The 14,556-nt window shown below is 68.0% G+C and carries 9 protein-coding genes and 1 pseudogene; 4 read left to right on the forward strand and 6 right to left on the reverse strand.

Features of this window, described 5'->3' with window-relative positions; translation table 11 throughout:
• Nucleotides 1–40: 40 nt before the first annotated feature.
• Nucleotides 41–469: an MmpS family transport accessory protein gene (locus MSM1_RS19770; RefSeq protein WP_213445568.1), complete on the forward strand. Its 429-nt coding sequence runs from the start codon at nt 41–43 to the stop codon at nt 467–469.
• A gap of 29 nt (nt 470–498) precedes the next feature.
• Nucleotides 499–3,372, forward strand: a complete 2,874-nt coding sequence (locus tag MSM1_RS19775) for an RND family transporter (protein ID WP_213445807.1) — start codon at nt 499–501, stop codon at nt 3,370–3,372.
• Between the two features lie 84 nt (nt 3,373–3,456).
• Here MSM1_RS19775 and MSM1_RS19780 read toward each other — a convergent pair whose 3' ends face one another.
• The 5 genes from MSM1_RS19780 to cobG form a co-directional block, all read right to left on the reverse strand.
• Nucleotides 3,457–4,314, reverse strand: coding sequence for a universal stress protein (locus MSM1_RS19780; protein WP_213445571.1), 858 nt, complete (start codon nt 4,312–4,314; stop codon nt 3,457–3,459).
• A 181-nt stretch (nt 4,315–4,495) separates the two neighbouring features.
• Complete coding sequence (locus MSM1_RS19785; RefSeq protein WP_213445573.1) at nt 4,496–5,416, reverse strand: universal stress protein; 921 nt, start codon at nt 5,414–5,416, stop codon at nt 4,496–4,498.
• Between the two features lie 167 nt (nt 5,417–5,583).
• Nucleotides 5,584–7,053, reverse strand: a complete 1,470-nt coding sequence (locus tag MSM1_RS19790; protein WP_213445575.1) for a precorrin-2 C(20)-methyltransferase — start codon at nt 7,051–7,053, stop codon at nt 5,584–5,586.
• On the reverse strand, nt 7,046–7,675 hold the full coding sequence (locus MSM1_RS19795) for a precorrin-8X methylmutase (protein ID WP_213445577.1): 630 nt from the start codon (nt 7,673–7,675) through the stop codon (nt 7,046–7,048). The genes MSM1_RS19790 and MSM1_RS19795 overlap by 8 nt, the downstream gene beginning before the upstream one ends.
• Nucleotides 7,676–7,684: 9 nt before the next feature.
• A complete protein-coding gene (gene cobG, locus MSM1_RS19800) occupies nt 7,685–8,848 on the reverse strand; it encodes a precorrin-3B synthase (RefSeq protein WP_213445579.1) in 1,164 nt (387 codons plus the stop codon).
• Nucleotides 8,849–8,902: 54 nt separating this feature from the next.
• On the opposite strand from cobG, the gene cobN reads away from it, so the two are divergent.
• A complete protein-coding gene (gene cobN / locus MSM1_RS19805; protein ID WP_213445581.1) occupies nt 8,903–12,487 on the forward strand; it encodes a cobaltochelatase subunit CobN in 3,585 nt (1,194 codons plus the stop codon).
• Nucleotides 12,488–12,617: 130 nt separating this feature from the next.
• On the opposite strand, the gene MSM1_RS19810 is transcribed toward cobN, so the two are convergent.
• Complete coding sequence (locus MSM1_RS19810) at nt 12,618–13,325, reverse strand: dienelactone hydrolase family protein (RefSeq protein ID WP_213445583.1); 708 nt, start codon at nt 13,323–13,325, stop codon at nt 12,618–12,620.
• A gap of 51 nt (nt 13,326–13,376) precedes the next feature.
• On the opposite strand from MSM1_RS19810, the pseudogene MSM1_RS19815 reads away from it, so the two are divergent.
• A pseudogene (locus MSM1_RS19815) lies at nt 13,377–14,552 on the forward strand (amidohydrolase family protein); the annotation flags it as partial.
• Nucleotides 14,553–14,556: the final 4 nt, after the last annotated feature.

Raw genomic sequence — 14,556 nt, forward strand, 5'->3', positions numbered from 1 at the left:
TTACCGGCAAGGACGAGGACGCTAGCGGAGGGACCGTCACATGTTGACCATGCTCAAGCGGGCTTGGGTGCCGCTTGTCGTCATAGTCGTCGTCGCCATCAGCGGCGCCGCCGTCTATCGGCTCCGCGGCGTCTTCGGCTCCGACGAGGTTTTCAAGTCGACCGGCACCGCCGAGAGGATCGTGAATTTCAATCCCAAACGCGTGACCTACGAGGTTTTCGGGCCCAGCGACACGGCGGGAACCGTGAGCTACTTGAACAAGTTGGCGGAACCAGAGCAGGCGAACTTCACCAGCCTGCCGTGGACTTATACGCTCACGACGACGATACCCGCCGTGATCGCCGACGTGGTGGCCCAAGGCAACACTGACAGCATCGGGTGTCGTATCACCGTGAACGGTGAGGTGAAGGACGAGCATGTGTCCCGTGAGCATCACGCCCAGGCCTTCTGTCTGGTGAAAGCCGCATGAGCACCGGCGACGGCGCCCGCCCGGTCTTCATGCGGGCGGTGCGAACGTTCGCGGTGCCGATCATCCTGGCATGGCTGCTCGTGACGCTCGCCGTGAACCTGCTCGTGCCGCCTATCGAGGTGGTCGCAAGAAAGCACGCGGTGACGATGTCGCCGCAAGATGCGCCGGCGGAGATCGCCGCAAAGCGCATCGGGAAGAAGTTTCACGAGTTCGATTCCGACAACCTGGTAATGGTCGTTCTGGTCGGTGATAACGAGCTCGGCGAGGCGGCGCATCGTTATTACGACACGCTGGTGGCAAAGCTGCAGGCCGACCCCAAGCATGTGCAGCACGTCCAGAACTTATGGGCAGATCGCATCACTGCCGCCGGTGTTCAAAGCAGTGACGGCAAAGCCGCCTATGTCCTTTTGAACATAGCTGGCGATCAGGGCAGCACGCTGGGAAACCAGTCCGTCGACGCGGTGCGAAAGATCGTCGACAGATCGCCACCGCCGCCGGGAATCAAGGCCTATGTCACCGGTCCGGGCGCGCTGACAACGGACATGAACGAGGCCGCCGACAAAAGCATGTTCAAGATGATGGGCGTGACCGGCGTGGTCATCATGATCATGCTCTTTCTCGTTTATCGCTCCGTCAGCACCGTGCTTCTCGTCCTGGTGATGGTCGGCTTTGAGATGGGCACGGCCCGGGGGGTCGTCGCGATTCTCGGGAATTACGACCTCTTGGGATTTTCGACGTTCGTGGTCGCCATGCTGTCATCGCTGGCCATCGCGGCGGGAACAGACTACGCGATATTCCTGATCGGCCGCTACCACGAGGCGCGTCAGTCCGGTCAAGATCGGGAAACAGCCTACTACACGATGTTCCGGGGAACCTATCACGTCATCTTGGGCTCGGGGCTGACAATTGCCGGAGCGTCGTTTTGCCTGCATTTCGCGCGGCTGGCCTACTTCAAGGCCCTGGGCATTCCCTCCGCCCTGGGGTTATTGGTCGTTATCGCCGGGGCGCTGACCGTTGCTCCCGCCATTGTCGCCGTGGCCACGCGGTTCGGCCTGCTCGACCCGAAACGGATGATCAAGGCGCGCGGGTGGCGCAAAATCGGCACCGCCGCCGTCCGCTGGCCGGGGCCGATCTTTGCGGCATCCTTGCTTATCGCTCTCGTCGGCATGCTCATCATGCCGGGCATGAAGATCAGCTACAACGATCGCTACTACATCCCGGCCAATCTTCCCTCGAATATTGGATACGCTGCGGCGGAGCAGCATTTCAGCGCCGCCCGGCTAAATCCGGACATCCTCATGATCGACGCCGACCACGACATGCGGAACTCGAGCGACATGATCATCCTGGACCGGATCACCAAAGATATCTTCCGCACACCCGGCATCGCCAGAATACAAAGCATCACCAGGCCGCTGGGAAGCCCGATCGAACACACGTCGATACCTTTTCAAGTCAGCATGCAGGCGATTCCGATACAAGAAAACCTGCAATTCATGAAAGACCGGATGGCCGATATGCTCAAGATGAGCGACGACCTCGGCGTCATGATCGGGTCGATGGAGCGGATGTATGACGCGATGCGCCAGATGACCGACACGACTCATCACATGAACATCGACATGAAAGAACTCAAAGTCACCGTCGACGAGATGAGAGATCACCTGGCGGATTTCGATGACTTCGCCAGGCCGCTGCACGGTTATGTCTACTGGGAAAAGCACTGCTTCAACATCCCGATCTGCTGGGCGACGAAATCGCTATTCGATGCGCTCGACGATGTCGACAAATTCAGCGCAGACATGGACGGGCTGCTCAAGGACATGGATCATATCGACGCGGTGCTCCCAAAAATGCTCGCGGAATTTCCGCCGATAATCGCGGTCTCGAAGTCCATGCGTGGCAGCCTTCTTACCATACACAGCAGTTTCGCGGGGCTGGTCAACCAGATGGCGCGAATGACGGACACGGCCAGTGCGATGGGCGAGGCGTTTGACTCCTCGAAGACCGGCGACTACTTCTACCTGCCGCCGGAGGCGTTCGACAACCCCGACTTCCAGAAAGGCCTCAAACTCTTCTTGTCCCCCGACGGCAAGGCGGCGCGCTTTATCATCACCCACGCCGCGGACCCCGCGACACCGAAGGGCATCGCCGCGGTCAAGCCGGAACTCAGCGCGGCCCGGGAGGCCGTGAAGGGCACACCCCTGGCCGACGCCAAGTTCTATGTGACCGGGACCGCGGCGATTTACAACGACATCCAAGTCGGGATGAAATATGACCTGCTGATCGTGGGCATAGCGGCGCTGACGCTGATATTCGTTGTCATGGTGGTCATCACCCGCGCCCTGGTTGCCTCCCTGGTGATCGTCGGCACGGTGCTGGTGTCGCTGGGCGCCGCCTTCGGGCTGTCGGTGCTGGCGTGGCAATACATTTACGGCCTGGATTTGAACTGGATCGCGCCCGTGTTCGGGTTGATCATTCTGCTGGCGGTCGGATCCGACTACAACCTGCTGCTGGTGTCGCGGTTCCAGGAGGAGATCGGGGCCGGATTACGAACCGGCATCATCCGCTCCGTGGGGGAAACCGGCCAAGTCGTCACCGCGGCGGGCCTGGTGTTCGCGTTCACCATGATGTCGATGGTGGCCAGCGACCTGAGCTCCATCGGCCAGGCCGGCAGCACGATCGGCCTGGGCCTGCTGTTTGACACCCTGGTCGTGCGTTCGCTGATGACACCGTCGATTGCGGCGCTGCTGGGGCGCTGGTTCTGGTGGCCGCAACGAGTGCGCCGGCGTCCGGCCAGTTATCTCCTTCGTCCCTTCGGGCCACGACGGCTGGTTCGCACCCTGCTTCTGGGCGAGGATTCGGAAGCGGTGACCGACAGGCTCCAGGAAGTGTCTGGCTGAAGTGCCTGGCTAGCGAAGTTTGCCCACAGATCGCCCCAAGAGCTCTGGCCATGTCGCGGTAGGCCCGGAGAGGGGGCGCCGGGGTTAACGCTGCCGGGCGACGATCACAGGCGTGTACACCGTCCGCAGCACCGTTGTGCAGACCGACCCGAGCAACATCCCGGTAAAGCCGCCGCGCCTGGGACCGCCCACGACCACGAGTTGGGCTGAGCCAGCATGCTCGAGGAGACGCTCGGCGGGCCGGTTGACAACGACCATGCGGTGCACGGTCACCTGCGGGTAGCGCTGCTGCCAGCCGGCCAACCGCTCGGCTAGGGTTTGCTCGGCCGCAGATTGCCGGGCCGACCACGATGTCCTGGTCAATCCGGTCCACTCCCGGTTCGCCAAGGCGGGGACTTCGGCGTCGGTCCAGGCGTACAGGGCGATCAACTCCGCGCCCCGCCGCGAAGCTTCGTCAAATGCCAGAGCGGTAACCAGCTCCGATGCCGGCGAGCCGTCGATACCGGCAAGCACCGGCCCGTGCAGCGGCAGTGACACCTCGCTGTGGATCACCGCGACCGGGCAATGGGCGTACTGCACCAGCCCGGGGATAACGGATCCGAAAGGCACCCGTTTCACCGCTCGCTGACCGCGGCAACCCGCGACCACCATTTCGGCTTTCCTGGACAAGTCGACAAGCGCGGGAACCGGCGCCCCGGAGATCAGCTCCTCATAGATCTGCGGGCGGCTGCGCTCGTCGGTCATGCCCTCGACGAGCGCAGCCGCGTCAGCCAGAGCCTGTTTCGCCTGCCCATCCGGCTGCGGCGACGCCGCGACATACACCAGGGTGAGCGCCGCGTTGCGCAGCATCGCCTCCTGAGCGGCCCAGCGCAGTGCCGCCTCGGAATGAGAGGATCCGTCGAAGCCGACGACAATTCCCGGCTGCGCTACCCCGCTCGACATGGGCCGCCTCGTCCCTGCATAATCCGTTCCGCACCTTCGACGGTACCCCATGGCGGCTGCCGGAGAGGCGTTGGTGCGGCGCGCTAATCGCTAATAGCGCGCTGAGGGTGGGCCCAAGGCCCAACGATGACGGGCGAGGCGGATCTGGGTGCGCGGACGCCTCCGGAATCCGCCATGTGGCCTAACCCCGCCGGGCGACGATCACCGGCGTGTGGGCCGCGTGCACCACCGCCGTGCTGACCGACCCGAGCAGCATGCCGGCAAAGCCGCCGCGCCCGTGGCTGCCCACGACCACAAGCTGGGCCGAGTCGGCGCGCTCGAGCAGATGTTGTGCGGGCCGGTTGGGAACGACCACGCGGTGGACGGTCACGTCGGGGTAGCGCTCCCGCCAGCCGGCCAACCGCTCGGCTAGTGTTTCCTCGGCCGCAGATTGCAGGGCCGACCACGACGTCCTGGTCAATCCGGTCCATTCCCGGTTCGACATGTCGGGGATCTCGGCGTCGGTCCAGGCGTACAGGGCAACCAATTCCGTCCCCCGCCACGAAGCCTCATCAAACGCGATGGCGGTAGCCAGCTCCGAGGCCGGCGAGCCGTCGATCCCAACAAGCACCGGTCCGTGTGGCGGTGCGGCGGCCTCGTCGCGAATCACCGCGACCGGGCAGTGGGCGTGATGGACCAGCCCGGTGCTCACCGAGCCCAGCAGCACGCGTTTCACGGCTCCCTGGCCGCGACTACCCACGACGACCATGTCGGCTTTCGCGGACAAGTCGACGAGCGTGGGAACCGGCGGCTTGGAGATCAGCTCGCTGCTGATTGGGGGGCGGCTGCGCTCCTCGGTCATGTCCTCGACGATCGTCACCGCCTCGGCGAGCACCTGGCGCGCCCTACCTTCCAGCTGTTGCAGGAACTCCGCCGGAATGACGCCGCCCGGCCACTGCTTCAGCATCGGCGAGCCGGCCGGGATCGGGGCCGCGGCGTACACCAGGGTGAGCGCCGCGTTGCGCATCATCGCCTCGTTGACGGCCCAGCGCAGGGCGGCGTTGGAATGAGGGGACCCGTCGATGCCGACGACGATTCCCGGCTGCGCTACTTCGGTGGACATGTGCTGCCTCGATCCGGAAATAGTTTGGTTACGCCCGTTCGACGGTAACGACGTTAGAAGCCCGCCGACGGGTGGTCACGGGGCATTGGTCCCCGGCATTGGTGACCAAACGACCTTCCTTCCGCTGAGCTTCCCGGGCCCGCCCGATCACTGGGCCGGCGGCGCGCTCACCCGGGGTAGCGCCGCGGAGTGAACACCCGGTCGACGGAATCCGCGGAGTACCACTGTGTTTGCGAGGAACCGATGATCAGCAAGCAGCGCATGTCGACGTCGGCCGGGTCCAGGTCCGCCAACCGCACCACCGTGACCTTTTCACCGGGACCGCCTACCGAGCGGCCGATCACCACCGGGGTGCCCGGATCGCGATGGGCCAGCAGCACCTCGCGCATCGCGGCGACCTGCCACGTGCGGGTTTTCGACGCCGGGTTGTAGATCGCCAGCACCAGATCGGCGGCGGCCGCCGCGGAAAGCCGCGCGGCGATCACCTTCCAGGGTTTGAGCCGATCCGACAACGAGAGCACCGCGTAATCGTGGCCCAGCGGGGCGCCGACCCGGCTGGCGACGGCCTGCGCGGCGGTCATCGCGGGAACCACCCGCACCTGCACGCCCGGCCATTGCTTGGCCTCCTCGAGCACCGCGGTGGCCATCGCGAACACGCCGGGGTCGCCCGACGACACCACCGCGACCGCCCGGCCCTGCTCGGCCAGCGCGCAGGCCAGTCGGGCGCGGGCGATTTCGTCGGTGTTGTCGGAGGGGTGGCGGCGCTGAGCGTCGCGCACCGGCACGCGATCCAGGTATGGCCCGTAGCCGATCAGATCGGTGGCCGCGGCCAGCTCGCGGCGACATTGTGGGGTCATCCAGTCGGCCCCGCCGGGTCCCAGCCCCACCACCGCGACGCCGCCCGCGGGTTCGGGCCGGCGTCCCCCGGGCAGCAGCGCCAGCGAGAAATACGGCACGTTGGTCGCATCGACCTCCGCGGCCGGCGACACCCGCTGCCCGGGCGTACTGGCCTGCTCCACATAGACCGCCTCGCCGAGGCGGCCGGACAGCGAAAGCGCTTCCCGCACAGCAGGATAGGAGCGACCCAGCTTCAACACGACGGCGGCGTCCGTGTCGGCGAGCCGGTGGGTCAGCTCGGCGAGGCCCAACGTGCCCGGCAGCACCGACAGCACCTGGTCGCCCGCCACCAGCGGAGTCGCGATGGCCGCCGCCGCCGCGCTGACCGACGTCACGCCCGGCACGATGACCGCGTCGAACCGCTGGGTCAGCCGCGTGTGCAAATGCATGTAGGAGCTGTAGAACAACGGGTCGCCCTCGGCGAGCAGCGCCACGTCGCGTCCGGCCTCCAGATGCGCGGCGATCCGCTCGGTGGCCTCGGCGTAGAAATCCTCCAGAGCGCCGGCGTAGCCGCCCGGATGGTCCGTCGCCTCGGTGGTGACCGGATAGATCAGGTGCTCCTCGATGTGGCCGGGCCGCAGATAGGGTGCGGCGATGGCGCGCGCGATGCTGCGGCCATGGCGGGCGCTGTGGTAGGCGACCACATCGGCGTCGCCGATCACCCGGGCGGCTTTGACCGTCACCAATTCGGGGTCGCCCGGCCCCAGCCCCACCCCAAAAAGCGTTCCCCGCTTAGTCATCTGTCCCGGATGCGATCGCGTTGACGGCCGCGGCGGCCAGCGCGCTGCCGCCGCGGCGGCCCCGCACGACAAGATAGGCCATTCCGCGCGGGTGGTCGATGAGCTCCTGCTTGGCCTGCGCCGAGCCGACGAACCCGACCGGCCCGCCCAGCACCGCGACCGGCGCCGGCGCCCCCGCGTCGATGAGCTCAAGAAGCCGGAACAGCGCGGTGGGCGCGTTGCCGAGCGCCAGCACCGCGCCGGCCAGCCGGTCGGCCCACAGCTCCACGCCGGCCGCCGAGCGGGTGATGCGCCCGCGGGTGGCCAGTTCGGCAGCCCGCGAGTCGGCGACCAGCGACACCACCTCGTTGCCGGCGGGCAGCCGTTTCCTGGTGATCCCGGCGGCCACCATCGACGAGTCGCACAACACCGGGGCCCCGCCGCGCAGCGCGGCACCGGCTATGGTGACAACGTCGTCGGTGTAGGCGATGTGCTCGGTGAGGTCGACCTGGCCGCAGGTGTGGATCAGCCGAACCACCACGCGCGCCACATCGTCTGGAAACCGCGCCAGGTCGGCTTCGGCACGGATGATCGCGAACGACCGCCGATAGATCTCGGCGGGATCGCGAATGTAGTCGAGCACCCGCTCACCCTACGGTTTGACCCGGGCGTGGCGCTCGGCTATACCCGGCGTCGCCGCGCACGGATCGTCCGCGTCCCGCAGCAGTCGGTATCCCTCTCCGGTGGCCACCAGCACCTGACCCACCGGCGGGCTGCCGCACGCCCGCGCGCAGCCGACGAAGTGCCGGTGGCCGGTGCTGTCGGCAGCGCGGGCGGCCGCGGCGGCGTCAGCGCGCACATCGGCCGCCGAGTAGGCGCAGCCCGGGCTGCCGGTGCACGCGCTCACCCTCAGCCAGGGGGACGTCTCGTCGACAACCAGGTCCGCCGCGCCCAGCACCCGAAGCGCCGCGCCGGCCGCGGTCTCCTCGAGGTCGCACACCAGCACCGACCGCCACGGGGTGATGACCAGTGGCGCGCCGATGCCCGCCAGGCACTCGGCCACCCGAGCGCTTAGCACCCCCAGCGGCACCGCGGCGCCCAGCGCGATGCGCCCGTCGCGCTGGGGTAGCCAGCCCACCGGCGGCCTGGTGACGGGGGTGGCCGGCGCGCCGGACTGCCCGGCATCGGGAAGCAGCGCGCCGATATCGGCCAACTCCGCTACCCGCCAAGCCGTTTTACGGACCACTAGGAATCGCGCCGCCAGCCCGGTCAGCGTCGGCACGACCTCGCCGGCCGATAGGCGCACACCGGTGTCGCGCCCGGCCAGCAGCAGCGCGACACCGTCATCGACAACCTGGACACCGACATCGGCACCCAACCCGGACACATCGGCGCGCCCGTCATCCAGGCTGAACCAGAACCGCCCCGGCAGCCGCGCGAGCGCGGGTTCGGCCTGAATCGCCTCGTCCAACTCGGTGACCCACCCCCGCACATCCGCCAGACCCCCGATCCGGCCGGACAACGGCGACGCGACGATATTGCGAACCCGCTCATGCGTCGCCGAGGGCAACAAACCCGCCCCCGCAAGGGCGGTTGTCACGTTCGCGGGATCGCAGACACCGCGGATCTGGACATTGCCGCGTGAGGTCAGCTCGAGGCTGCCCGAGCCGAAACGGCGTGCTGCCCGGGCCAGCGCCGCGAACTGCCCGGCGCTGATCATTCCGCCGGGCAGGCGCACCCGCACCAGCGCGCCGTCGGCCGCCTGGTGCACCCGCAGCGCCCCCGGGCAGGCGTCGTGGGCCCGGCTTCTGGTCACCCCTTTACCGTAACCGGTCCTGCCCGGCTGAATCGCGTGCGGTACGAATGGGGGGTGCCCGAGCCGACCGTAGTGCTGCTCTCGACGTCTGACACCGATCTGATCACCGCCCGCGCCAGCGGCGCGAACTACCGGTGGGCCAACCCGTCCCGGCTGCCCGACGCCGAGCTCTCCGGGCTCCTCGGGGGTGCCGACGTGGTTGTGGTGCGGGTTCTCGGTGGCTATCGCGCCTGGCAGGGCGGCATCGACGCGGTTTTGGCCAGCGGAGTTCCCGCGGTGGTGGTCAGCGGCGAACAATCCCCCGACGCCGATCTCACCGCGCGCTCGACCGTGCCCGCCGGGATCGTGTTGCAAGCTCACGCGTACCTCGCCCAGGGCGGTGTGGCCAACCTGCGCCAGCTGCATGCTTTCCTGTGTGACACCGTGCTGATGACCGGCATCGGCTTCAGCCCGCCGGTGAGCATGCCCACCTGGGGAGTGCTGCCGCGCGCCGCGGCGCCCAGCACCGGCCCGGTGATCGCGGTGCTGTATTACCGCGCCCAGCAGGTGGCCGGCAACACCGCGTACGTCGAGGCGCTGTGCGGTGCGATCGTGGCGGCCGGCGGGCGCGCCTTGCCGGTGTATTGCGCGTCGCTGCGCACGGCCGAGCCCGAGCTGCTGGCTACCCTGCGGCAGGCCGATGCACTGGTGGTTACCGTGCTGGCGGCCGGCGGGGTCAACCCGGCGGTGGCCAGCGGTGGTGGCGAGGACGACAGCTGGAATGTCGAACACCTTGCGGCCCTCGATATCCCGACCTTGCAGGGACTATGCCTGACCAGCTCGCGGCAGCACTGGCAAGACGCCCGCGACGGACTCGGCCCGCTGGATGTCGCCAGCCAGGTCGCGGTGCCCGAGTTCGACGGGCGCATCATCACGGTTCCGTTCTCGTTCAAAGAAATCGACGACGAAGGCCTGATCTCATATGTCCCCGACCCGGAACGCTGCGCCCGAGTCGCGGGCCTGGCGGTTCGATACGCGCGGCTGCGCCACATCGCCGCCGCCGACAAGCGGATCGCGATCGTCTTGTCCGCCTACCCCACCAAACACGGCCGCATCGGCAACGCCGTCGGCCTGGACACGCCAGCCAGCGTCGTCAAGCTGCTGCGGGTGATGCGCGAGCACGGCTACCAGATCGGTGATATTCCCGGTGTCGACGCCCAGGACGGTGACGCGCTGATGCGGGCGCTCATCGAACGCGGTGGCCAGGACCCTGATTGGCTCACCGCCGGACAGCTGACCGCTAACCCGATTCGGGTGTCCGCCAAGGACTATTGTGCCTGGTTCGCCACCCTGCCCGCAGCGCTGGCGGACGCGGTGCAGGCGCACTGGGGACCCCCGCCCGGGGACCTGTTTGTCGACCGCACCAACGATCCCGATGGCGAACTCGTCATCGCCGCTTTGCAAGCCGGCAACATTGTGCTGATGATCCAGCCGCCGCGGGGTTTCGGCGAAAACCCGGTGGCGATCTACCATGACCCGGATCTGCCGCCGAGCCATCACTACCTGGCTGCGTACCGCTGGCTGGATGCCAGCTTCCCCAACAGTTTTCACGCCGACGCCGTCGTGCACCTGGGCAAGCACGGCAACCTGGAGTGGCTGCCCGGGAAAACCTTGGGCCTCTCAGCGGCGTGCGCGCCCGACGCCGCGCTGGGTGACCTCCCGGTGATCTACCCCTTTTTGGTCAACGACCCCGGCGAGGGCACCCAAGCCAAGCGGCGCGCGCACGCCGTGCTGGTCGATCACCTCATCCCGCCGATGGCGCGCGCCGAAACCTACGGCGACCTAGCCCGTTTGGAGCAGCTGTTAGACGAGCATGCCGCCATCGCCGCACTGGACCCCGCCAAACTGCCCGCGGTGCGCCAGCAGATCTGGACGCTGCTGCGGGCCGCCAAGATGGACCACGACCTGGGGTTGACCGAACGCCCGGACGACGACTCGTTCGATGACATGCTGCTGCGAGTCGACGGCTGGCTCTGCGAGATCAAAGACGCCCAGATCCGTGACGGATTGCACATTCTCGGACACAAGCCGACGGGAGACGCCGAACTCGACCTGGTGCTGGCAATTCTGCGGGCCCGCCAGCTCTTCGGCGGCCGGGTGTCGCTTCCCGGCCTGCGTCAGGCATTGGGGCTGGCCGAGGACGGCAGCGATACCAAGGCCTCGGTGGATCATGCCGAGGCTCAAGCACGGGAACTGGTTGCCGCGCTGCAGGACACCGGCTGGAACCCGGAGGCCGCCGAGCGGCTCACCGCCGACCCCGGCGTCGCGGCGGTGCTGCGGTTCGCCGCCGCCGAGGTGGTGCCCCGGCTGGCCGGCGCGGCCGCCGAGATCGACGAAGTGCTGAACGCCCTGGACGGCCGGTTCATCAAGGCTGGCCCCTCGGGTTCGCCGCTGCGCGGCATGGTCAACGTGCTGCCCACCGGCCGCAACTTCTACTCCGTGGATCCCAAGGCAGTGCCATCGTACCTGGCCTGGGAAACCGGTGTGGCGCTGGCAGATTCGCTACTGCAACGCTACCGCGGCGATTACGGGCGCTGGCCGCGCGCGGTCGGCCTGTCGCTATGGGGCACCTCCGCGATGCGCACCGGCGGGGATGACATCGCCGAAGTGCTTGCGCTGCTGGGTGCTCGCCCGGTCTGGGACGACGCGTCGCGACGGGTAATCGGGCTGACCCCCGTCCCGCTGGGCGAGCTGGGGCGTCCCCGGATCGACGTGACGGTGCGGATCTCGGGGTTTTTCCGGGACGCGTTCCCGCACGTGGTGACGCTGCTCGACGATGCCGTGCGCCTGGTGGCCGGTCTCGACGAGCCGGCCGAGGATAACTATGTGCGCGCACATGCTGAAGCCGACTATGCCGAGCATGCCGATCAACGCCGCGCCACGACAAGGATTTTCGGGTCCAAGCCGGGAACCTACGGGGCGGGACTGCTGCCGTTGATCGATAGCCGAGCCTGGCGCGATGACGCCGACCTGGCGCAGGTGTATACCACCTGGGGCGGTTACGCTTACGGACGTGGCCTGGAGGGGTGTGCGGCCACCGACGACATGACCCGGCAGTATCAGCGCATCGTGGTCGCGGCCAAAAACACCGACACCCGCGAGCACGACATCGCCGACTCCGACGATTACTTCCAATACCACGGCGGCATGGTGGCTGCCGTGCGGGCCCTGACCGGCCGCGCGCCCGCGGCCTATATCGGTGACAGCACCCGGCCCGAGGCCGTCCGCACCCGCACGTTATCGGAAGAGGTCGCCCGGGTCTTTCGCGCCCGCGTCGTCAACCCCCGCTGGATGAGCGCGATGCGCCGTCACGGCTACAAGGGCGCCTTCGAGATGGCGGCGACGGTGGATTACCTGTTCGGATATGACGCCACCGCCGCGGTGATGGCCGACTGGATGTATGAACAGCTCACCGAGGCCTACGTGCTGGACGCGCAGAACCGCAAATTCCTGGCCGAGTCCAACCCCTGGGCCCTGCACGGGATGGCCGAGCGGCTGCTCGAAGCCGTCCACCGGGGACTGTGGTCCGCCCCGCGTCCGGACACCCTCGACAGGCTGCGCCAGGTGCTTTTGGAAACCGAGGGCGACCTGGAGGGCTGACGCCTGGGCGCACCCGTGAGCGGCCCGCCGAGTCCGCGCTGGGATATGGCGTTAGGCATGGGGTTTAGGCATGGGGTTTGGGCATGGGGTTTGGGTGCCCCCGAAAATCGTGCGTTGGGCTACGCCCGCGTTAGGCCGAGGTGTCCCCGCGCAAGTGTTCGGCGAAGAACGCAAAGACCCGGCTCCAGGCGTCCTCGGCTGCGACCGGGTTGTAGCCGAACCCGGTGACGCGAAGCAATGGCTGGGCGGGAAGCTGGTTGGCAAAGCCGTGCCCGGCGTGCGGATAAACCTTGATATCCGCGGTGAGGTGTTTGCTCAGGACGGTCCGACGCAGTCGCGCCGGCGCTCCGATGCCGAGAGGGTCACGCCCGCCAAAACTGGCCACGATCGGGCAGGCCCCCTCGAGCGTTTCGTCGAGGTTACGTGGCAAGGGAGTGCCGTAAAACGGTGCAGCTGCGCCAAAACCCTTGGGCGCCATCACCAATGCAAACTGGCCTCCCATACAGAAGCCAGCGATACCGACCCGGCCGGTGCATTCCGGCATGGACTGCAGGTGATCCCGCGCCGCCAGGATATCGTCGAGGGCCCGGCCCCGCTTGGTCAACAGATCCCGGAACACCCTGCTGACGCAGCGCGCCCAGCCGCCCCGGGCGAACAGGTTCGGGGTCAGCGCCACATACCCCGCCGCGGCAATGTGATCGGAGATCCGCTGCTTATCCCGGCCATACCCGATCGCATCGTGAACCACCACCACGCCCGGCCACGGACCCTGCGCTTCGGGAAGGCTCAGCAGCGCGTCGATCGGCCCGGCGGGCGTGTCGATATCGATCGTCGTCACAGTGCCCATCTAAGCCCATTTGCGCCTCTCGTCACGCCCGGATTCGTCGACGGCTGGGACGAATCCCGCTGGCCGGAGAACGCAGCGCCCAGCACCGCGGACCTGGACGCGGTGCTCGGTGGCCGGCCGGCGTATCTGGCGCGCGTCGACGCGCACTCCGCGCTGGCCTCCAGCGGGCTGCGGCGGCTGGTTCCCGGCTTAGCGAAAACAGCGGGCTTCAGCGCAGCGGGTCCCGTTGTCGGCGATGCTCACCGGCTGGTTCGGGCCGCCGCCCGAGATCTGCTCAGCGGCGCGCAACTCGTCGAAGCCGCCGCGGCGGCGCTGGACGCCGCCGCCGCATCCGGCATCGTCGCGGTGCATGAATGCGCGGGTCCCGACATCGGCGGGCTGGACGACTGGCGGCGGCTGCGCGACACCGACCACGGTGTGGAGGTGATCGGCTACTGGGGCCACGCGGTGAGCAGCCCAGCGCAGGCCCGCACGCTGATATGCGAGACCGGCGCGCGAGGACTGGCCGGTGATCTGTTCGTCGACGGGGCCCTCGGATCCCGCACCGCCTGGCTGCGCGAGCCCTACGCCGACGTCCCGGACTGCGTTGGCGCCTGCCACCTGGACACCGACGGCATCGCGGCGCATGTGCGGGCCTGCACCGAGGCCGGCGTGCCGCCCGGGTTCCACGTCATCGGTGACGCCGCGGTCGCGGCGGTGGTCACCGCCTTCGAGCGGGTGGTCGATGCCCTGGGAGTGGGCGCCGTCGCCCGCTGCGGGCACCGCGTGGAGCACCTGGAGATGGTGACCGCCGATCAGGCGGCCAAGCTGGCCGGTTGGGGGGTTATCGCCAGTGTGCAACCCAATTTCGACGCGCTGTGGGGCGGCGCCGACGGCATGTACCGCCGCCGTCTTGGTGCCGACCGAGCCAGCGGGCTCAACAACTTCGCGCTGCTAGCATCCCAAGGCGTGCCCCTCGCGTTTGGTTCCGACGCTCCGGTCACGGCCCTGAATCCCTGGGAGGGTGTGCGCTCGGCGGCCCACCATCGCACGCCGGGCAGCGCGCCGGCATCCTACGCGGTGTGGGACACCAGGCAGGCCGACCTCGGCGCACCGGGGGCGACCGTCGGACCCGGCTTTGCCGACCCGCCTTCGCTCATGCCCCCGCTACCATCGCTGAGCGGCACCTTGCCCCGTTGTCGGCAAACGGTACATCGCGGCGTGGTCATCTATGGGTAACGAA

The sequence above is a fragment of the Mycobacterium sp. SM1 genome, assembly GCF_018361265.1.
Classification (GTDB): domain Bacteria; phylum Actinomycetota; class Actinomycetes; order Mycobacteriales; family Mycobacteriaceae; genus Mycobacterium.

What these genes read in the sequence shown, in the direction of transcription:
- MSM1_RS19785 (WP_213445573.1), bottom strand. Translation starts at nt 5,416, where the DNA reads ATGTCCACCGAAGTAGCGCAGCCGGGAATCGTCGTCGGCATCGACGGG.
- MSM1_RS19770 (WP_213445568.1), top strand. Translation starts at nt 41, where the DNA reads ATGTTGACCATGCTCAAGCGGGCTTGGGTGCCGCTTGTCGTCATAGTC.
- MSM1_RS19790 (WP_213445575.1), bottom strand. Translation starts at nt 7,053, where the DNA reads ATGACTAAGCGGGGAACGCTTTTTGGGGTGGGGCTGGGGCCGGGCGAC.
- MSM1_RS19780 (WP_213445571.1), bottom strand. Translation starts at nt 4,314, where the DNA reads ATGTCGAGCGGGGTAGCGCAGCCGGGAATTGTCGTCGGCTTCGACGGA.
- MSM1_RS19775 (WP_213445807.1), top strand. Translation starts at nt 499, where the DNA reads ATGCGGGCGGTGCGAACGTTCGCGGTGCCGATCATCCTGGCATGGCTG.